This window comes from Streptomyces sp. NPDC001868 (assembly GCF_040297125.1).
GTDB lineage: Bacteria > Actinomycetota > Actinomycetes > Streptomycetales > Streptomycetaceae > Streptomyces.
In genome coordinates this window covers 1-17,477 of sequence record NZ_JBEOYO010000013.1, presented here as the reverse complement: position 1 = coordinate 17,477, position 17,477 = coordinate 1, and the positions used below count along the sequence as shown (strand labels likewise).

Below are 17,477 nucleotides of genomic sequence, written 5' to 3'. Positions count from 1 at the left end.
TTTTACGCCCGGCGCCGAGCCGCCTCGTACAGCACAACTCCCGCCGCGACACCCGCGTTCAACGACTCCGCCCCACCCGGCATCGGAATCCGCACCCGGTGGTCGCAGGTCTCGCCGACGAGGCGGGACAGGCCCTTGCCCTCGCTGCCGACCACGATGACGACCGGGCCGCTGAGGGCCTCCAGGTCGCCGATCTCGGCCTCGCCGTCGGCGGCGAGGCCGACCACGACGACGCCGGCCTTCTTGTAGGCCTCCAGCGCGCGCGTGAGGTTGGTGCAGCGGGCGACGGGCGTACGGGCGGCCGTGCCGGCGGACGTCTTCCAGGCGCCGGCGGTCATGCCGGCCGCGCGCCGCTCGGGTACGACGACGCCGTGGCCGCCGAACGCGGAGACGGACCGGACGACGGCGCCGAGGTTGCGCGGGTCGGTCACCCCGTCGAGGGCGACGATCAGCGGGTCCTCGCCCTCGTCGAACGCGGCGTTCACCAGGTCCTCGGGGTGCGCGTACTCGTACGGCGGGACCTGGAGGACGAGGCCCTGGTGGTTGAGCCCGTTGGTCATGCGGTCCAGCTCGGGCCGCGGCGCCTCCATGAGGTTGATGCCGCCGCGCTCGGCCGCGAGCTGCAGCGCCTCACGGACCCGCTCGTCGTTGTCGATGAACTGCTGGACGTAGAGCGTGGAGGCGGGCACGCCCTCGCGCAGCGCCTCGACGACCGGGTTGCGGCCCACGACCATCTCGGACGTGCCCTTGCCGCCCCGGCCACGCGGCGTGGGGCGGCGTGCGGCCTGCTTCGCCTTGGCGTTGGCGATGCGGTTCGCCTTGTGCTTCTTGCGCATCTCGGCGGGCGGGGTCGGGCCCCTGCCCTCGAGACCCTTGCGCCGCTGGCCGCCACTGCCGACCTGCGCGCCCTTCTTGCCGGACATGCGGCGGTTGTTAGCGGCCATGACCTACCCGTCTCTGCGAAGCGTGCGTGTGTACGTAATCAAGTGCGCTCAATCAAGTGCGCTGAATCAAGTGTGCTCAATGCAGTGTGCCGCCCGGACGGCCGGGCGGCACAATCGATCAAGGTGACCGGAGGTGATTCGTCCGGCTCAGCGCGGGCCGAGCGTCCAGCGCGGGCCGTCCGGGCTGTCCTCGATGACCAGACCCGACTGGTTGAGCTGGTCGCGGATGGCGTCCGCGGTGGCCCAGTCCTTACGGGCACGGGCGGCCTCGCGCTGCTGGAGGACCAGTCCGACGAGCGTGTCGACGACCCCGTGGAGGTCCTCGCCGCGGTCGCCGCCGTCACCGGCCCAGTGCGGGTCCAACGGGTCGAGGCCGAGTACGCCGAGCATGGCCCGCACCTCGGCGAGCCGTGCCACGGCCTCTTCCTTGTCGTCGGCGGCCAGCGCGCTGTTGCCCTGCCGGACCGTGGTGTGGACGACGGCGAGCGCCTGCGGCACCCCCAGGTCGTCGTCCATCGCCTCGGCGAACGCCGGCGGCACCTCGGCCGCGGGCTCGACGACGCCGCCGGCCTTCTCGATGACCCGCTGGATGAACCCCTCGATACGGGCGAACGCCGACTCGGCCTCGCGCAGGGCGTCCTCGCTGTACTCGATCATCGAGCGGTAGTGCGGGGTGCCCAGGTAGTAGCGGAGGACGATGGGCCGCCAGTGCTTGACCATCTCGGAGACCAGGACGCTGTTCCCGAGCGACTTGGACATCTTCTCGCCGCTCATGGTGACCCAGGCGTTGTGCACCCAGTACTTGGCGAAGTCGTCGCCGTACGCCTTGGCCTGCGCGATCTCGTTCTCGTGGTGCGGGAAGATCAGGTCGAGGCCGCCGCCGTGGATGTCGAAGGCGCTGCCCAGGTACTTGTGCGCCATGGCCGAGCACTCCAGGTGCCACCCCGGGCGCCCGCGTCCCCAGGGCGTCTCCCAGGTCGGCTCTCCCGGCTTCGCCGACTTCCACATGGCGAAGTCACGCGAATCGCGCTTCCCGGTCTCTCCCTCGCCCGAGGGCTGCAGGAGGTTGTCGAGCTCCTGGTTGGACAGCTGCAGATACTCGGGGAACGACCGCACGTCGAAGTAGACGTTCCCGTCGGCCTCGTACGCGTGCCCGCGCTCGATCAGGCCGCGCATCATCTCGACCATCTCGGTCACATGCCCGGTGGCACGCGGCTCGTAGGTCGGCGGCAGGCAACCGAGCACGTCGTACCCGTCGTTGAACGCGCGCTCGTTCTCGTACCCGATCGACCACCAGGGGCGGCCCTGGTCGGCCGACTTCGCGATGATCTTGTCGTCGATGTCCGTGACGTTCCGGACGAACGTCACGTCGTACCCGCGGTACTCGAACCACCGGCGCATGATGTCGAAGTTGAGCCCCGACCGGATGTGCCCGATGTGCGGGGCCGCCTGCACCGTGGCGCCACACAGGTAGATCGAGACACAACCCGGCGTGAGCGGGGCGAAGTCACGAATCTGCCGGGCGCTGGTGTCGTACAGGCGAATAGTCACGCTTCCCAGGGTAGTGGGCCAGCGGCCGTGCCCCGAGCCCTTACCCCCAAGGACAACAGATTCGTGACGTACGCACACCGGCCGCCCTTTCGAGGGCCGCAGGCCCATCGAAGGGGCGCGGGGAGCGGCGCGAGAAACCACGACGCCCCCGCACCCGAACGGCTCACGTCACCCCGTCCGCACAACCAGAGCCGTGGCCACCGCCATCAGCCCCTCCCCCCGCCCGGGAAACCCGAGCCCGTCGGTCGTGGCCCCCGATACCGACACCGGCGCGCCCACGACCTCGGAGAGCACCTTCTGCGCCTCGTCCCGCCGCTTCCCGATCTTCGGCCGGTCCCCGACCACCTGCACGGCCACGTTCCCGATCACGAACCCGGCGTCCCGCACGATCCGCGCGGCCTCCGCCAGCAGCGTCACCCCCGAGGCCCCGGACCACTCGGGCCGTCCGGTCCCGAAGTGCTGTCCCAGGTCGCCGAGACCGGCGGCGGAGAACAGCGCGTTGCAGGCCGCGTGCGCCACGACATCCGCGTCGGAGTGCCCGGCCAGCCCCGGCCCCTCGCCCTCCCACTTCAGCCCGGCGCACCACAGCTCCCGCCCCTCCTCGAAGGCGTGGATGTCGGTACCGATCCCGACCTGCGGCAACACGACGGCCCCCGGCACGGCCACCGGCGTCGTCTCAGAACCCATCGTTCAGCCTCCTGCGCGCCAGAACCGCCTCCGCGAGCACCAGATCCAGCGGCCTGGTCACCTTGAACGCCTCCTCGTGGCCGGGCACGACCACGACCCCCAGCCCGAGCCGCTCCACCATGCTCGCGTCGTCGGTCACCTCCCCGGTGACCGTCGTGTGCGCCCGGATCAGCGTCTCCCGGTCGAACCCCTGCGGCGTCTGCACGGCCCGCAGCCGCGCCCGCGACGGCGTGGCGACGACCGGCTCCGGCGCACCCGGCGCGTCCGCGGGCTCGACCTCCTTGACCGTGTCGGCGAGCGGCAGCGCGGGCACCACGGCCGGCGCCCCGTCCCGTACGGCCTCGATGACGGCGTCGACCGTGTCGACGGGCACGAGCGGACGGGCCGCGTCGTGGACGAGGACGATGTCGAAGCCGGGAGGGAGGGCGTCCAGGCCGAGTTTCACCGACTCCTGGCGGGATTCGCCCCCGGGGACGACGAGGAAATCGGTCCGCTCGGGCAGGGCGTGCGCGTCGAGCAGGGTCTTGACCTCGGGCGCGCCGTCGGGCGGCGCCACGACGATCACGAGGGAGACGGCACGGGACGCGGCCATGGCCCGCACCGCGTGGATCAGCATCGGGGTGCCGTTCAGCGCGCGTAGCGCTTTGGGGGCGCCCGGACCGAGGCGTACGCCCCGGCCGGCGGCCGGAATCACGGCCGCCGTACGGGTTGCCGTACCGGTTCCGGAAGGCGAAGGGCGCGAATCGTCAGACATCGGTTCCTGTCAGGTTTGTGTGCTCGGCCTACGTGGGTATGGCCACAGCGTGCCGGGCGCGACACCTTGACCGGACCCTTCCGTGACATCTGGTCGAGCCAGCTGCCCGGGCCCGGCACGCCAAGTACGAGTAATCGGTGGTTCAGTACTGAAGTACCGAATCGAAGTACCGATGAGCACCGGGGCATACCGGGTATCGCCAAGTATCGGGGACCCCATTCAGGCGTACGGCATCCGGGTACGAACATGCCGCAGCGCCCGGCGACAATACGTACGTCATCGGGCACCGCGGCATTTCGATGTGCTGCTGCACTGAACGGCTGAGCGGGCTGGCTGCCTGCCCCAGGTCAGTTCGAGGATGCAGTCAGTTCAGGACGCGAGGACCTCGTCGAGCAGGGCCTCGGCCTTGTCCTCGTTCGTGTTCTCCGCGAGGGCGAGCTCGCTCACCAGGATCTGGCGGGCCTTGGCGAGCATGCGCTTCTCACCGGCGGACAGTCCGCGCTCACGCTCTCGACGCCACAGATCGCGCACAACCTCCGCGACCTTGATGACATCGCCGGAGGCGAGCTTCTCCAGGTTTGCCTTGTAGCGACGCGACCAGTTCGTGGGCTCCTCGGCATACGGTGCGCGCAGCACCTCGAAGACCCGGTCCAGGCCGTCTTGACCGACCACATCACGTACGCCGACGAACTCCGCATTGTCCGCTGGCACACGCACCGTCAGGTCGCCCTGAGCGACCTTGAGCACCAAGTAGGTCTTGTCCACGCCTTTGATCTGGCGAGTTTCGATGGCCTCAATCAGCGCGGCCCCGTGATGGGGATAGACCACGGTGTCGCCAACCTTGAACGTCATGTGACAGGTACCCCTTCCGTGGCTATCCAGGGTAACACGGAAACGGCGTGTTCTGAATGGCGTTTTCGCAGGTCAGGGCGCATCTCGGGGCTTGACAACTGCGACAGGAACGTGCTGCGGGGACCGAACGGAAGAGGGTATTCGCAGGTCGGAGCGGCTGTCCGGGCGGAGTGAAACGCGTACGTTACACGCATCCGGAGGGCTCCACGAGCGACCGAACGTCCCGCTTTGTCCGAGCCCAAGTGTGCGACTTACGCTACTCCGTTCGGTGAGCGGAGTCGGGTACGAGACGAATCCGGAATTGATCAAGGAGTTCGATCCGGGGGTCCTGTTCCGCCGTTACCGGATCGTGTTCTGAGGCTGTTCCGGCGGCTGATCGATTTCCCCTACCTCCCCTCATTCCTGAGCGGAAATCCAGGGCCCGGCGGCGGCAAGTCGGATGGTGGTTATGTGAATGCCGGACAGGCGTGCGGGCGGTGCTCCGCCAATTGCCTCGCGTGCCTCCCGTGACTTGCTCGCGTGCCTCCCGTGACTTGCCGGGGACTTGGGGAGGGTCGGGTGCGGCGGCGGCGGAACGGCTCGGTAACCTAAGGCCGCTACAGACCACGTACCGCCCACGTTCTAGGAGTTGCCGCCGCCGTGAGCAGCAGCCTTCGACGCGGCGCCCTCGCCGCCGCCGCCATCGCGTTCTCGATCGCCTCACTCGCCGCGTGCGCCGCCGGCAACAACGCCCAGACGCTGGAGATCAAGCCGGACAACGCGGCCACCAGCGTCGGCGACATCAAGATTCAGAACGCGATCGTGGTCACCCAGCCCGGTACCGAGACCAAGGGTCCCGCCGTGGTGTCCGCGACGCTTTTCAACACCGCCACGACCGACCAGATCCTGGACTCCGTCACCGTGGACGGCGCCGGCTCCGCCGAGCTGACGCCCGCCAAGGGCGAGGGCAAGGGCGGCAAGGTCGTCGTCCCGGCCGGCGGCTCCGTGATCCTGGGCGGCGAGGGCAACGCCTCCGCGGTCCTGACGGACGTCACCGACACGGTCAAGGACGGCAACGCCCAGCAGGTGACCTTCAGCTTCAGCGAGACCGGCGAGGTCGGCCTGCGCGCCTTCGTGGTCCCCGCCGAGCACTACTTCGAGAAGTGGGGCCCGAGCGACATCCCCGAGGCCCCCGCCACCTCCGCCGCGCCGTCCGAGGAGACCACCGGCTCCCCGTCGCCGTCCGGCACGGGCTCGCCGTCCGCCGAGGAGGGCACCACCGAGGAGGAGGGCACCGCCGCCGGCTCGACGGCCTCCCCGTCCTCCTCCAGCGGGGCCTCCGAGGAGACCGCGGGCCACTGAGCCCCGCCGCACCCGTACGTACGCCGAAGGGCGGCACCCCTGAGAGGGGGTGCCGCCCTTCGGCGTACGGCGAACCCGTGACGGCAGACCTGCGGCGTGACCGCGGACCCTCGGCCTACGGCTCGAACTTGTAGCCGAGGCCGCGCACCGTCACCAGGTACCTCGGGGCACCCGGGTCCGGCTCGATCTTGGCGCGGAGGCGCTTGACGTGGACGTCGAGGGTCTTGGTGTCGCCCACGTAGTCGGCGCCCCAGACGCGGTCGATGAGCTGCATACGGGTCAGGACGCGGCCCGCGTTTCGCAGCAGCATTTCGAGCAGGTCGAACTCCTTGAGGGGGAGGTCGACCTTGGAGCCCGAGACAGTGACCACGTGACGGTCGACGTCCATACGGACGGGGCCGGCCTCCAGCGCGGCCGGGGTGACCTCCTCGGGCTCGCCGCGGCGGCGCAGTACGGCCCGGATACGGGCGACGAGCTCGCGGGAGGAGAAGGGCTTGGTGACATAGTCATCGGCTCCTATTTCCAGGCCCACGACCTTGTCGATCTCGCTGTCCTTGGCGGTCACCATGATCACCGGGACATTGGAACGGCCGCGCAGCTGACGGCAGACCTCGGTGCCCGGCAGGCCGGGCAGCATCAGGTCGAGGAGGACGAGGTCGGCTCCGTTGCGCTCGAACTCGTCGAGGCCGTCGGGCCCGGTGGTCGCGATGGCGACCTCGAAGCCCTCTTTGCGGAGCATGTAGGACAGGGCGTCGGAGAAGGACTCCTCGTCCTCGACGACGAGCACTCGGGTCACGGAAGGACCTCCGGGGCGGGAAGCGGGTCGTACGGTCCGTACGGGGATGGGTCGGGGTGAGGCTGTCCGTCCTCGTCGTCGAGGTCCGGGTGCGGGTCCGCGCGGTCGCGGGACGCGCCCGCCTCCGGCAGCCTGAGGGTGAACGTGGAGCCTTGTCCCTCCGAGCTCCACACCGTGACCTCCCCGCCGTGCGAGGCGGCCACGTGCTTGACGATCGCGAGACCGAGACCCGTACCGCCGGTCTGGCGGGAACGGGCCGGGTCCACGCGGTAGAAGCGCTCGAAGATGCGCTCCTTGTCCTTGTCCGAGATGCCGATGCCCTGGTCGGTCACGGCGATCTCGATATGGTCCCCGCCGGGCGCGGTCACCCGGCGCGCGGCTATGCCCACGCGGGTGCGGGCCGGGGAGTAGTTGACGGCGTTCTCTACGAGGTTGCCGAGGGCGGCGGCGAGCTGGCCCCGGTTGCCCCAGACGCGCAGCTCGGCGGTGCCACCGGCGGCCATGGTGATCTGCTTGGTGCCGGCCTGGTGGCGGCAGCGGTCGACGGCCTCGGCGACCAGCTCGTCCACCCGGACGGGCTCGGCGTCCTCCAGCGGGTCGTCGTTCTGCACCCGGGAGAGGTCGATGAGCTCCTGCACGAGGTTGGTGAGCCGGGTGGCCTCGATCTGCATACGCCCGGCGAACCGTTCCACCGCCTCGGGGTCGTCCGACGCCCCCATGACGGCCTCGGAGAGGAGGGAGAGCGCACCGACGGGCGTCTTCAGCTCATGGCTGACGTTGGCGACGAAGTCCCGTCGTACGGCCTCTATCCGGCGGGCCTCGGTGAGGTCCTCGACGAGGAGCAGCACGAGCCGGGAGCCCAGCGGGGCGACGCGCGCGGAGACGGCGAGCGCCTCGCCGCGTCCCGTGCCGCGCCGGGGCAGGTCCAGCTCGACCTGTCGTATCTCGCCGTCCCGGCGGGTGTCGCGGGCCATCTTGGACATCGGCTCGACGGCGAGCTTTCCCCCGCGCACCAGACCGAGGGCGTACGCGGCGGAGCTGGCCTTGACGACGGCGTCGGCCTCGTCGAGCACGACGGCGGAGGAGCGGAGCACGGACAGCACGGTGTCGACGCCCGGCGGCAGCACCGGGTCCGTGTGCAGAGAGGTTCTGGTGGGACGCTTCTGCTCGCGCTCGCTGACACGGAACGCCAGCATGGCGATGACGCCGGTAAGTACTCCGGCGATCGCTGCCGCTGCGGCGACCGCCGCGTTCACGTCCATGCATCCAGGTTAGGCACGAGGTCGGACATCCCCACAGCGATCGGAGGGCGACCTCGAACACTCGTCGCCCAGAGTTCACCTTGGAGCCAGTGTTGGTTCATTTGAGATGGCTGAAACGGACGCGTACGGGCCGGAACGTGGGAGCGTGGGGTTCATCCGGGCCCCCGGTCACCGTTCACCGTCGGTGTTCAGTCGGCGTTCGGTCGTCCTGGCCTGGCGGAACGGCTTTCGGCAGGGCTTTTCTGGTTACCCACGAGCAGACGTACGTAAGAGAGGGACACCCTGATGCGGGACGCGTACCACGAGGAACTTGACTCGATCGGTGAGGGCCTGGTCGAGATGGCCCGACTGGTCGGGTCGGCTATCGGGCGCGCCACGACGGCGATGCTCGACGCCGACCTGAAGCTGGCCGAGAGCGTGATCGAGGCCGACAAGAAGGTCGACGACCTGCAGCACGACCTGGAAGCCCGCGCGATAGCCCTGCTGGCGAGGCAGCAGCCGGTGGCGACGGATCTCCGGATCGTCGTGACGTCGCTGCGCATGTCGGCCGACCTGGAGCGCTCCGGCGACCTCGCCCAGCACGTGGCCAAGCTGACCCGGCTCCGCTTCCCCGAGCACACGGTCCCGCGCGACCTGCACGCCACGATCCTGGAGATGGGCCAGCTCGCCCAGCGTCTGATGGCGAAGGCCGCCGAGGTCATCATCACCAAGGACGTCGACCTCGCGCTCCAGCTGGAGAGCGACGACGACGCGATGGACCTCCTCCACCGCACCCTCTTCCAGCACCTCATGGACGACCGCTGGAAGCACGGCATCGAGACCGCCGTCGACGTCACCCTCCTCGGCCGCTACTACGAGCGCTTCGCCGACCACGCCGTGTCCGTCGCCAAGCGTGTGGTGTACCTGGTGACGGGCGAGCACGCGGACGAGCTGCAGGCGGACATCCAGCCGGTGCAGCCTGTTCAGCCGATCGCGGGGGTGGAGGAGGCGTAGGTCTCCCCGGCGGGGGGCTTCGGCGGGCGGTGCGTGGCCGGGCTCGGTGGCCCGGGCTCCGGCGCTGGATGGTCCGGCGGGGCGTGTGGACGCCTCCATGCGCCGTTGATGCGCCCGGCCGAACGGGCGTGCAATGGGGCGACCAAGGGGCACGGGCATCGGCGTTCGATGCCGTACGGCCTTGATCCGATGCCGTACGGCCTTGCTGCGTGCGCTGCCCATGCCGCGCTTGCCGCCTCCAGTCGCCTTTGACGCCTTTGCTGCCTTCGAGGAGGGACCATGGCCGAATCCCCCGCCAGCTCCAGCCCCAGCACCCCGGACCCGACACAGGTCCGGGACACCCATCAGCCCACCGACATCAAGACCCTGCCCCTCTTCGGCGCCTGCGGCTGCGGCTCTGGATGCGCGTGCGGGTGCCAGTCCGGGAACCCGTGCCAGTGCGGGTGACTGGTACGCGGTCGCTCTCGTACGTGGCGTAGCGGGCGTACATGGCGTACATGGCGCACGTGGCGTAGTGGGCATACGCAGGAGAAGGGGGCCTGTCACTTGTGACGGGTCCCCTTCACTCATGTGTGCGCCGGGCTCCGGACGGCGACGCCGTTCCTCCGCGGGGTCGCCCGGACGGCCGTACGGGCGCAGCATGAAAGGAGAGAGGGAGAGCGAGGAAGCGAAAAGGAGCGCAAGGGGAGAGCAAGGGGAGCAAGGGGGCGGAAGGAATGAGGAGGCGCGAGCGATGACCAAGTTCATGGACGTCCACCACGGGATGAAGGGCATCACCGAGGACCAGCTGCACGCCGCCCACAAGGCCGACCTCGACATAGAGAAGGACGAGAACGTCCACTTCGAGCGCGCCTGGGCCGACCCCCAGTCCGGCACCGTCTACTGCCTCTCCGAGGCCCCGTCCGCCGAAGCCGTCCAGCGCATCCACGAACGCGCCGGCCACAAGGCGGACGAGATCCACCCGGTGCCCCTGACGATCTAGGGCGAGCGAACGAGCAACAAGCGCGCGAGCGCTTCCGGCAGTCGCGCCGCACCTCCACACGCCCTGCCGGGCGAGCCCCGGCGGATGGAACGATCCCCATGCCGATACGGGTACCGGCACAAAGGGGGATTGCGCATGTCCATTGTGATGTCCATGCACTGGCCTGAGGTGACTCCGGAGCAGTACGACACCGTGCGGGACGCGGTCGACTGGGAGGAGATCCCGGCGGCCGGCGGCCAGATCCACGTGGCCTGGTTCGACGACCAGGGCCTCCACGTGACCGACGTCTGGGAGTCCCAGGAAGCCTTCGAAACCTTCTTCGCGGAACGCCTGGCCCCCGCCATCCAGAAGGCCGCCCTCACGGGCACCCCCAACACCACGATCAACTCCCTCCACCGCCGCTTCATCGCACCCGACATCAACGGCGCGGCCTAGCAACGAGCCCCCTGCCTGCGGCGGGCTCGCGGGGAGGGGGCTCTTGTCCGGCAGTGGTTACTGAGGGGGTGCCGTTGGCAGCTGTGGCTCTCTGGTGCGACCGCATCGCGGTTCGCAGAGCTTCGAGTTCGGTTCGGGGAAACGGCCGGCCCCATCGGGCTTCGTAGCCTTCCTCGCCCTGCTCGTAGTCAATCCGATCGAAGGCCCGGACAGTGGACCGCCCGAGTGCGGTGACGGTGTGGCGGCCTGACCAAAGAACTACCCCTGAGCTTTCAGGAGCTTTGGCGTCGTCGGCCAGGACCAGACGGGCATCGACCACAGATCCGTCTCTGTGGAAGACCCACCGGTACACCTGTGGCTCTCCCTCAAACTCGGCGCGTGTGTCCTCGTCACCGAGGACGAGCCGGGCAACGGCGTAGAGGAACTCCTCGGGCGCGTCCGTGATGTAAGAAGCGATGGCCTCCGCCTCGCCATGATCATCAGCCACCTTGACGCTCGCCCAGCCGTGACTGCCCAACGTCCATGTGATCCCTAGAGACGACATCTCCCCCTCCTCCAGGATGAACTTATGAACTCAGGCGCGGTGCGGCAGTGCCCCGCTCCCTTCACGTGATTCCCCTCTGTTCCCCGCTCGTTCTGGTGCGCTTGTTGTGCGGTGTCCAGAGCGCGGCTGCCTCAACTCAGTCTTCAGAGGAGGCGCCACTCCCAGCACCACGGCTCCCAGTGGCCGGCTGGTCTCTCCGTGTGTCCGGCTGCACGCTTGATGACCACTTGCTGGCCTTGGCGGTGAACCTGGTCTCCAGTGAGGAGCAGCATGGGACGGTCCAACTCGTAAACGGCGTCTGGATCGAACCGCAGCTCGTTCAACAGCAACGCCCTGACCGCCACCACTGGTTCGCCTTGCAGCCTCATGTACCCATGATGCGATGGCTTCGGAAGAACGCTGCTCTAAAGCGGTTCCCGCCGGTCGAGATCACCTTGCCGTGGAAGGTGGCGGACGTCACGGGCCGTGTGGCGGGCCTGAGCCCCGAACCGTGAGGTCTGTGGGCGGTGCGGCAGGATGCTCGGACCTGGTTACTTCGGGAGGGAAACCATGGACTCCACGGATGGCGTCGTCGATCTGATCCACTTGGCCGACAGACCCGGCACCAGCGGTCACAGTGTCTCCGTGCGCGTCGTGGGCCGACATCAGCCTGGAATCCTGACCGGCCACGACCTCCTCGACTGCGAGATCGTCATCGTGGCGGACTCCGTCAACGCCACCTTCTCAGTGACTCTCCTCCCTGAGGACCTGGAGGACTGGGAGGACGTCTTGACGATCCTGGAGTCCGGTCGATTCGCCATGTGGCTCAACTCCGGGCGGACTCCCTCGATGAAGTTCAAGCCTGACGAAAGCCGCGGTCTCTGTGTGTCTGTTCACGACGGGCCGTCGTCAGGGGTCACGGTCACTGTCCCGCTGTTCGCACCATCGGGAACATGGGCCGGCGAGCAGCGTGACCTACTCGCCCGAGTGCGCGAGGTCTTCCCTCGCGAGGTCATCGAGACATCACCTGGTGCCTACGAATGGCGGCGTGCCGGAAACGCCTGACGGCCCGGCCAAGCAACTGACGGCCCAGGGACGGCCCAGCCCCACCACAAAGCCCCCTACCAGCAGAGAACTCGCAGGTAGGGGGCTTGTTCGGCGCTGCTTACTTCTTCTTGCCCTGGGTCTGGCGGGCCCGTTTTTTGGCCCTGGTCAGGGGGCTAGTTACCCCAACTGACCTGCGTTCGACCCGTCGTTGGTGGTCGTTGTCTGTCGTCGTTGGTCGTCCTCGGAGGTGCCAGAGAGGTTCCGGGACTAGGCCGCTTCGTTCGGATCACCGAACGCTTGGCATGTGAGGGTGATCGTCGAGTCCGGCGCCTCCGGCGGCCTCTGTAGCCTGGCGGTGCTGTAGGTCGGGGGGAGCTGACCGTGGAGAACATCCTGGCCGTGGCCATCGGGGCCGCTATCGGCCTCATAGGGGCGGTGTTCGGTTCGTGGTTCACCGCGCGCCGACAGGACCGCATGTGGCTCCGCGAGCAGAAGCTCAAAGCGGGGATCGGCTTCAACACGGCCGTAGTTCAGCTGCTGGACTACCTGAAGGAAACACAACTGAGTGACGACGGTCCCGGAGCCAACGAGTTGGCGAACCAGATGCAGGAAGCACGCTCAGCCCTCTACCTGCTCTGTGCCAGCGACACCGTCGATCTCGCCGATGCTCTCGCGCGTCGGGTCTGGAGCACCCGGCCCACCGACGGCAGGGACGACCGCCGGGCCGAGTTCCGAGAGACGCTAGACCTCCTGCGTCGCTACACCCACCAGCTCCGGCAAGAAATCGTCAGATCGTAGTCCCTCGCCGTGCCCGGGCTAACCCACGGGCCTGGTCCACTTGTCGCTTGTCTTGTCGCTTGTCGGCTCGCAGGTCAGAGCCTGCTCCGGACTACCCCTGCAGTACGGTCCCGTCTTGTCACGACAAGCGACAAGCGACAAGGGCATGAGCGTGTCGGCGCGCCGGGGGAGGAAGGGCAAGAAGGAGCGGCCTACGGCCGCGCGTCTTCGAGGCGCCCACCCGCATCCGTCGCGTGCGATGTCGGCGAAGTACCGCCAGAGCATCGCATCGAGACGCCTCACCCCGCCCTGACGGTCGTCTGACACCTGACGCCGTTACGGCCCCCTGACACCCAACCCCCTAGGCAAACGCGGGTGTCACCCGTTCTAACACCCGCCTGACACCTGACGCTGACACCCTCTGACACCCCGGCCTGACACCTTGCCCCGTACGCGTCCGAGGACGGCATTCCAAGGGCCAGACGGCAGACCAGCGGGCGCGCCGTCGGGCCTCTACCGCTCCGGGGGCTTCTGGAGGCTTTTCCGCAGGGGGCAGGACGGCCGTGCCCACCGCGCCCCTGCCCCCGCCGGAAAAGCCGTCCCTCCTCCCACTACTAGAGAGTTGAGGGAAAACAGCGTCCCCAGCGTCCGCCGGTCCTCTCTTACCGCCTCTGAACTGCACTGTTCCTGTGGACGCTAAACAAAATGTGTAGCGTCCGCCAGTGTCCGCAGCGTCCGGCCACCGCCTGTTACTAGGAGCAGGTTTCCGCAGGTCACGGCGTGCTCTTAGTAAGGGGCGGGTGAGGACGCTGCGGACGCTGCGGCAGTCCGAAGGAAAAGAGACCACCCCCGCGCCGCCGGGTGGTCTTCGTCCTCAGCCGCGCCAAGTCGGGCTCGCGCTGCGAGCAAGAGGAGCACCGCGCGCCATGGCGTGCTCTTCTTGCTCGTAACACCGGCCGATGGGGCCTCGGGCCCCTCAGAGGGCCGAAGAACGTGCTCTGACCTGGGATGCGACAAGCGACAAGCGAGACGACAAGCGCCCGAGCACTCGGGAGCTCCCGCCCGACGTCTCGTCACACCGTCACACGTGATGGCCGCGTCACACCCAAACCCCTAGGCAGATCCGCTGCGACGAGGGCGGCACACCCGCCCAGAAGGGCCCCGGTCCTAGCCCGGACACCAGGGAACAAGTATCCCAACGGTAGGTTTTTCTCACGCTGGCCACAGCCTGCGTCGCGGCGGCGGGCATGGACCTCCCGCCCGTCACCGAAAAACGAGGGAGCAACGCTGATGGTCGCCTTTCGCGGAAGACCGTCGCACGTGGCAGGCGCCGCACTGGTTCTCGCACTGGCCACGGCCTGCGGCCCGGCGGACGACGAGGACCTCCCGCCCGTCACCAGAAACCAGGTCATCGGCCACTGGAAGGGGGACTGCGCGGGGACGGGGGCCACGCTCGACCTCGCCGCGGACGGCACCGTCAGTGCCACGAAGTTCCTTGTCCACACCGACGGCATAGAAAATGAGCCACGGCGGGTCGACGGCACTGGCGAGTGGTACCTCTTCGAGGGCGTCGAGGGTGTCACCCCGCAGACCCTCGACCTGAAGCTGGGCAACCGCATCCAGTCACTGGATTACGTCCCCGACGGGAGCGAGCTACGCCTGCGGCTCATCGTCGACCCTGACGCCGGGCTCGACTGCAACTTCGAGAAGGCGGGCCGGCGCCCGGCTCAGCCGACGTCGTAGAACTCCGGGCAGGCAGACCCGCTGTGACGCCGCGTCACATCACCTCTCACCTGCCCATCACGCCCGCCTACCGGTCAGCGCCACACTTCGGGTAGACCAGCGGAAGCGCGCGACGGAGCCCAGCGGCTAGGGCGGCCGCCGCCCGCGAGCACGGCATGCACGCGCTGCGGCACTTCTACGCGTCCGTGCTCCTGGACGCCGGGGAGAGCATCAAGGCCCTCGCGGAGTACCTCGGTCACTCGGACCCAGGGCTGACGCTGAAGGTGTACGCGCACCTCATGCCGAGCAGCCGGGAACGGGCCCGAAAGGCTCTCGGACAGGCTCTCCGGCCGCAGGATCACAGGGACTGAGGTTCCAGAGAGGTTCCATGGCATGAAAACGCCCCTGAGTCGCGCCGTATGCGCAGCTCAGGGGCATGATCACAAAACCTACTTCTTCTTTCCCTGGGTCTGGGGGGCCCGTTTTTCGGCCCTGGTCAGAGGGGTGCGTACCTCAACTGACCTGCCATCAAGCGGTCGTTGGTGGTCGTTGCCTGTCGTCGTTGGTCGTCGTCGGAGGGCCCACAGAGGGCCCAGCGACGGGGCCCGATCTGCCGCTATCGGGGCGGGCCGCCGGAGCGGGCCGTCTGCCGTCGTGTGGGGAAGAGCTAGAAGGAGCGGCCTACGGCCGCGCGTCTTTCGGCGCCCACCCGCGTCTGTCGCGTGCCACATTGGCGACGTGCCGCCAGGACATCGCACCCGGAAGCCTCGCCCCGGCTTGACGGCCGCCTGACACCCTCTGACAGTCAGGGGCCTCTGACACCCAAACCCCTAGGCAAACGCGGGTGTCACCCGCTCTGACACCCTCTGACACCCGGCTCTGACACCTGCCCCATACGCGTCCGAGGACGGCAGTCCAGGGGGGGCGGACTCCTGCCCGCCCGCCTGGAATGCCGTCCTCGGGGCCTTCCAAGCGGCAGGCGGCAGACCAGCGGGCGCCGTCCGGGCCTCCACCGCTCCGGGGAGCCTCTGAGGGCTTTTCAGGAGGCAGGACGGCCGTACCCACCGTGCTCCTCCCCCCGCCTGAAAAGCCGTCCCTACTCCCATTACTAGAGAGTTGGGGGAAGACAGCGTCCGCAGCGTTCGGCGGGTCTCTAGTACCGCCTCTGACCTGCACTGTTCCTGTGGACGCTAAACAAAATGTGTAGCGTCCGCCAGTGTCCGCAGCGTCCGACCACCCCCCGCTACTAAGAGCTGGTCTTCGCAGGTCACGGCCTGCTCTTAGTAAGGGGCGGGTGCGGACGCTGTGGACACTGGGCGCCTGTAGGGCCTGACGCGTCAGGCGGGTGTCAGACGCGTCTGACAGCCCTCGCGCGCACGTATGACCCGCGCGTTGGGCCGGTCACTGCGTCAGACGCGTCTGACGCGTCAGGCCGGTGTCAGCCCTGAGACGGTCCGGACGTGAAGAGACCACCCCTGCGCCGCCGGGGTGGTCTCTTCGTCCTCGCCCGCGCTAACTGTTTCTAACAAAACCTGTTGATCATGTGACTGTTGGCATCAAGCGTGGCCGTGGCCCGGCGCCCTTTCCGTGGCATGTGCCGGTGTTGGCTCGACGCGATGTCCTAGAGCGTGTCGGGTATGGCGGCGATCCAAGATTCGGGCCGGGTCGGCGTGGCTGAAATGGACGCGAAGCAGGTCGTTGGCTCTCCTCGCTGAGCGCGGCCGGCGGGGACATCGCAGCGCGGGGGATCAGGAGGTGATGACCGTGTCCTCAATGCGTGCGTACGGGGACCGGCCAGGGGCGGTGGGCAGGTGCCCCCGGCCGGAGCGAGAGCGCGATGGTTCGCTTCGGGCAGGGAACCGGAGCGGAGACGGTCAGTTGCAGGCGTGGCCCCAGCCCATTTCGGGGCGCCAGGTCTTGGTGCTCGCGGTCCCGCCCTGCTTCTTCCAGGTGAACTTCGCCTGTACCTGGAAACTGTTCGTCGGCCACCTGCACGGGTTGACCGACGAGGTGCCTGCCAGGTCTTGGGTGCGGTGCCAGCCGTCGTCGTCCTTGGCGGACTTCACCGTCAGCGTCCTGGTGCCGTTGAAGCGCAGGAGCTTCACGTCGTTGACCGCGACCGTGTAGTTGCCACCGCCAGCGACGTCGGTGATCTTCGCCCGTGCCCGGTATGTGTCGGCCTCGTCGTCCCACCATACGGTCGCACAGCGCTTGACCTGCTTGCCGTAGCACTCCCAGGTGCTGTCCGCGGACGCCATGGACGGTGTGAAGACGATCGATGCGCCCACCGCTGCGACGGTGAGCCCACCAGCCGTACCGATCCGGCCGAGTTGCTTGAGCCTCATGAGGTTCCCTTCCAATGTCCCGCGGCCGTTGGACGGCCGCCGGGTCTCCAGCGTTGGCGACGGGAACGCTAGCCGGGAATCCGGGGTGAACCGTGGGGCGTGCGGTGCTGTTGCGCAGCCGTGACAACGTCCGGATTCGGCTGCCGCCGCCAGCCGACCGAGCCCCAGATCTTCCAGGACGCGAGCGACGGTCGGCCAGGAGGTGACGTCTGGGCAGTACCCGGTGCGGTGGTTGGTGACCTCACTCTCAGCCCACCGGTCTGCCTTGCGAACGAAGCTGACGTCAGCGGCGCGGTTTGCGCGCCCCGCGTTTGGGTTCGGGCCCGGGGACGCAGCCTTCTGGGATGGCGCGTAGAAGGAGAAGGCCCGCAGTGAAGTTTCCCCGTGATGCTGGACACTCGATGCTTACGCTGTGAGGGCGTGTCCTTGTTCGTGTCGCTGCCTGATCTCCAGCGGGGTGAGGTAG

At 68.4% G+C, this 17,477-nt stretch carries 17 protein-coding genes and 1 pseudogene; 9 read left to right on the top strand and 9 right to left on the bottom strand.

Going from position 1 to position 17,477, the window contains the following annotated elements:
- Nucleotides 1-2 precede the first annotated feature (2 nt).
- From rlmB to ABT147_RS17415, 5 genes are all read right to left on the bottom strand, one after another.
- Nucleotides 3-944, bottom strand: coding sequence for a 23S rRNA (guanosine(2251)-2'-O)-methyltransferase RlmB (gene rlmB, locus ABT147_RS17435; protein ID WP_351406786.1), 942 nt, complete (start codon nucleotides 942-944; stop codon nucleotides 3-5).
- Nucleotides 945-1,091: 147 nt separating this feature from the next.
- Nucleotides 1,092-2,495, bottom strand: coding sequence for a cysteine--tRNA ligase (gene cysS, locus ABT147_RS17430; RefSeq protein ID WP_351406783.1), 1,404 nt, complete (start codon nucleotides 2,493-2,495; stop codon nucleotides 1,092-1,094).
- Between the two features lie 168 nt (nucleotides 2,496-2,663).
- Entirely contained in the window at nucleotides 2,664-3,182 is a 519-nt protein-coding gene (gene ispF / locus ABT147_RS17425; RefSeq protein WP_351406781.1) for a 2-C-methyl-D-erythritol 2,4-cyclodiphosphate synthase, read from the bottom strand.
- Complete coding sequence (ispD, locus tag ABT147_RS17420) at nucleotides 3,172-3,936, bottom strand: 2-C-methyl-D-erythritol 4-phosphate cytidylyltransferase (RefSeq protein ID WP_351406779.1); 765 nt, start codon at nucleotides 3,934-3,936, stop codon at nucleotides 3,172-3,174. Before ispD ends, ispF begins: the two co-directional genes overlap by 11 nt.
- Before the next feature lie 369 nt (nucleotides 3,937-4,305).
- On the bottom strand, nucleotides 4,306-4,788 hold the full coding sequence (locus ABT147_RS17415; protein ID WP_003953493.1) for a CarD family transcriptional regulator: 483 nt from the start codon (nucleotides 4,786-4,788) through the stop codon (nucleotides 4,306-4,308).
- Between the two features lie 639 nt (nucleotides 4,789-5,427).
- Here ABT147_RS17415 and ABT147_RS17410 point away from each other — a divergent pair.
- A complete protein-coding gene (locus ABT147_RS17410) occupies nucleotides 5,428-6,129 on the top strand; it encodes a copper chaperone PCu(A)C (protein WP_351406777.1) in 702 nt (233 codons plus the stop codon).
- Between the two features lie 115 nt (nucleotides 6,130-6,244).
- On the opposite strand, the gene phoP is transcribed toward ABT147_RS17410, so the two are convergent.
- Nucleotides 6,245-6,916, bottom strand: coding sequence for a two-component system response regulator PhoP (gene phoP, locus ABT147_RS17405; RefSeq protein ID WP_010985401.1), 672 nt, complete (start codon nucleotides 6,914-6,916; stop codon nucleotides 6,245-6,247).
- 5 nt (nucleotides 6,917-6,921) lie between these two features.
- Entirely contained in the window at nucleotides 6,922-8,187 is a 1,266-nt protein-coding gene (gene phoR / locus ABT147_RS17400; RefSeq protein WP_351406775.1) for a two-component system sensor histidine kinase PhoR, read from the bottom strand.
- A gap of 285 nt (nucleotides 8,188-8,472) precedes the next feature.
- Here phoR and phoU point away from each other — a divergent pair, with 285 nt between their 5' ends.
- The 3 genes from phoU (at nucleotide 8,473) to ABT147_RS17385 (ending at nucleotide 10,597) form a co-directional block, all read left to right on the top strand.
- Nucleotides 8,473-9,180 (top strand): phosphate signaling complex protein PhoU, encoded by a 708-nt coding sequence (gene phoU, locus ABT147_RS17395; RefSeq protein ID WP_351406773.1) that lies wholly within the window; start codon nucleotides 8,473-8,475, stop codon nucleotides 9,178-9,180.
- 733 nt (nucleotides 9,181-9,913) lie between these two features.
- A complete protein-coding gene (locus ABT147_RS17390; protein WP_351406770.1) occupies nucleotides 9,914-10,162 on the top strand; it encodes an SCO4226 family nickel-binding protein in 249 nt (82 codons plus the stop codon).
- A 135-nt stretch (nucleotides 10,163-10,297) separates the two neighbouring features.
- Complete coding sequence (locus ABT147_RS17385; protein ID WP_351406768.1) at nucleotides 10,298-10,597, top strand: hypothetical protein; 300 nt, start codon at nucleotides 10,298-10,300, stop codon at nucleotides 10,595-10,597.
- Here ABT147_RS17385 and ABT147_RS17380 read toward each other — a convergent pair.
- Nucleotides 10,581-11,141 carry a hypothetical protein gene (locus ABT147_RS17380; RefSeq protein ID WP_351406766.1) on the bottom strand — a complete coding sequence of 187 codons (561 nt, stop codon included), beginning with the start codon at nucleotides 11,139-11,141 and terminating at the stop codon, nucleotides 10,581-10,583. The genes ABT147_RS17385 and ABT147_RS17380 overlap by 17 nt on opposite strands.
- A 200-nt stretch (nucleotides 11,142-11,341) precedes the next feature.
- Between ABT147_RS17380 and ABT147_RS17375 the strand changes: the two genes are divergently transcribed.
- The 5 genes and pseudogenes from ABT147_RS17375 to ABT147_RS17355 form a co-directional block, all read left to right on the top strand.
- Complete coding sequence (locus ABT147_RS17375) at nucleotides 11,342-11,635, top strand: hypothetical protein (protein ID WP_351406764.1); 294 nt, start codon at nucleotides 11,342-11,344, stop codon at nucleotides 11,633-11,635.
- A 55-nt stretch (nucleotides 11,636-11,690) separates the two neighbouring features.
- Entirely contained in the window at nucleotides 11,691-12,185 is a 495-nt protein-coding gene (locus tag ABT147_RS17370) for a DUF5959 family protein (protein ID WP_351406762.1), read from the top strand.
- Between the two features lie 363 nt (nucleotides 12,186-12,548).
- Nucleotides 12,549-12,965, top strand: a complete 417-nt coding sequence (locus tag ABT147_RS17365) for a hypothetical protein (protein ID WP_351406760.1) — start codon at nucleotides 12,549-12,551, stop codon at nucleotides 12,963-12,965.
- 1,299 nt (nucleotides 12,966-14,264) lie between these two features.
- Nucleotides 14,265-14,687 carry a hypothetical protein gene (locus ABT147_RS17360; RefSeq protein ID WP_286254234.1) on the top strand — a complete coding sequence of 141 codons (423 nt, stop codon included), beginning with the start codon at nucleotides 14,265-14,267 and terminating at the stop codon, nucleotides 14,685-14,687.
- 134 nt (nucleotides 14,688-14,821) lie between these two features.
- Nucleotides 14,822-15,037 (top strand): annotated as a pseudogene (locus ABT147_RS17355) (tyrosine-type recombinase/integrase); the annotation flags it as partial.
- A gap of 1,503 nt (nucleotides 15,038-16,540) precedes the next feature.
- Here the strand turns inward: ABT147_RS17355 and ABT147_RS17350 are convergent.
- On the bottom strand, nucleotides 16,541-17,011 hold the full coding sequence (locus tag ABT147_RS17350; protein WP_033528466.1) for a hypothetical protein: 471 nt from the start codon (nucleotides 17,009-17,011) through the stop codon (nucleotides 16,541-16,543).
- Nucleotides 17,012-17,477 lie beyond the last annotated feature (466 nt).

What these genes read in the sequence shown, in the direction of transcription:
- ABT147_RS17390 (WP_351406770.1), top strand. Translation starts at nt 9,914, where the DNA reads ATGACCAAGTTCATGGACGTCCACCACGGGATGAAGGGCATCACCGAG.
- ABT147_RS17370 (WP_351406762.1), top strand. Translation starts at nt 11,691, where the DNA reads ATGGACTCCACGGATGGCGTCGTCGATCTGATCCACTTGGCCGACAGA.
- phoR (WP_351406775.1), bottom strand. Translation starts at nt 8,187, where the DNA reads ATGGACGTGAACGCGGCGGTCGCCGCAGCGGCAGCGATCGCCGGAGTA.
- ABT147_RS17350 (WP_033528466.1), bottom strand. Translation starts at nt 17,011, where the DNA reads ATGAGGCTCAAGCAACTCGGCCGGATCGGTACGGCTGGTGGGCTCACC.
- ispD (WP_351406779.1), bottom strand. Translation starts at nt 3,936, where the DNA reads ATGTCTGACGATTCGCGCCCTTCGCCTTCCGGAACCGGTACGGCAACC.
- ispF (WP_351406781.1), bottom strand. Translation starts at nt 3,182, where the DNA reads ATGGGTTCTGAGACGACGCCGGTGGCCGTGCCGGGGGCCGTCGTGTTG.
- ABT147_RS17380 (WP_351406766.1), bottom strand. Translation starts at nt 11,141, where the DNA reads ATGTCGTCTCTAGGGATCACATGGACGTTGGGCAGTCACGGCTGGGCG.
- rlmB (WP_351406786.1), bottom strand. Translation starts at nt 944, where the DNA reads ATGGCCGCTAACAACCGCCGCATGTCCGGCAAGAAGGGCGCGCAGGTC.
- ABT147_RS17385 (WP_351406768.1), top strand. Translation starts at nt 10,298, where the DNA reads ATGTCCATTGTGATGTCCATGCACTGGCCTGAGGTGACTCCGGAGCAG.
- phoU (WP_351406773.1), top strand. Translation starts at nt 8,473, where the DNA reads ATGCGGGACGCGTACCACGAGGAACTTGACTCGATCGGTGAGGGCCTG.
- ABT147_RS17415 (WP_003953493.1), bottom strand. Translation starts at nt 4,788, where the DNA reads ATGACGTTCAAGGTTGGCGACACCGTGGTCTATCCCCATCACGGGGCC.